This is a genomic window from Streptococcus sp. HMSC065C01 (assembly GCF_001813525.1).
GTDB classification, from domain to species: domain Bacteria; phylum Bacillota; class Bacilli; order Lactobacillales; family Streptococcaceae; genus Streptococcus; species Streptococcus parasanguinis_V.
In genome coordinates, this window is record NZ_KV812811.1 from 1 (window position 1) to 1,276 (window position 1,276).

At 37.1% G+C, this 1,276-nt stretch carries 1 protein-coding gene; it reads left to right on the top strand.

The window, feature by feature from the left end; translation table 11 throughout:
• A protein-coding gene (locus HMPREF2918_RS00010; protein ID WP_218108095.1) for an IS3 family transposase occupies nt 1–1,247 on the top strand; the annotation gives its coding sequence in 2 pieces (ribosomal slippage) (nt 1–331 and nt 331–1,247; 1,248 coding nt annotated over the 2 pieces). This gene is flagged as partial in the annotation.
• Nucleotides 1,248–1,276 lie beyond the last annotated feature (29 nt).

The following is a 1,276-nucleotide window of genomic DNA, read 5'->3' on the forward strand; positions in this document are numbered from 1 at the left end:
CTTCAGTACATGATTAAATTGATTGATCGTTACGGTATAGAGTTTGTTAAAAAGGGGAGGAATCGTTATTATTCTCCTAAATTAAAACGAGAAATCATTGATAAAGTTCTGATTGAAGGTCGTTCACAAATAAGGGTGTCTCTAGATTATGCTCTTCCAAGTGTTGGAATGTTGCCTAATTGGATAGCACAATATAAGAAAAACGGGTATACTATTGTTGAGAAAACAAGAGGGAGACCGCCTAAAATGGGACGTAAACCAAAGAAAAAACCTGAAGAGATGACAGAGTTAGAACGTCTTCAAGCAGAAAATGAGTACCTGAGAGCGGAGAATGCTATTCTAAAAAAGTTGAGAGAACTCCGATTGAGGGACGAAAAGGAGCAAGAAGAAAAACAGAAATTGTTCAAGGATTGGTAACAGAGTTTCCTTTAGATATCCTTCTAAACATTATCAAACTTGCTCGTTCAACCTATTATTACCACTTAAAGCAATTGAATCAAGTAGATAAAGATCAAGCTATCAAAGTGGAAATACAAGCCATTTATGATGAACATAAGGGAAATTACGGCTATCGTAGAGTTACTCTTGAATTAAGAAATCGTAGTCGTGCGGTCAATCACAAAAGGGTGCAACGTCTGATGAAAATTCTTGGTTTAACAGCTCGTATTCGTCGTAAACGCAAGTATTCTTCATACCAAGGAGAAGTTGGCAAGAAAGCAGATAATCTTATTCAACGCCAGTTTGAAGCATCCAAACCAATGGAAAAGTGCTACACAGATGTGACAGAGTTTGCCATTCCAGCGAGCAGTCAAAAGCTCTACTTATCACCAGTTTTAGATGGCTTTAATAGCGAAATTATCGCCTATAATCTCTCAACTTCACCAAACTTAGAACAAGTGAAAGCTATGTTAGACCAGGCCTTCACAGAGGAGCATTACGAAAATACAATTCTCCATAGTGACCAAGGTTGGCAATACCAACATCAGTATTATCATCAATTTTTAGAGGATAAAGGGATCCAACCGTCCATGTCACGTAAGGGAAATAGTCCAGACAATGGTATGATGGAGTCCTTCTTTGGCATTCTTAAGTCTGAGATGTTTTATGGTTATGAGAAGACGTTTCACTCACTTGAGCAATTGGAACAAGCTATTGTAGACTATATTGATTACTACAACAACAAACGCATTAAGGTAAAACTAAAAGGATTTAGTCCTGTGCAATACAGAACTAAATCCTTTGGATAAATTAATTGTCTAACTTTTTGGGGTCAGTA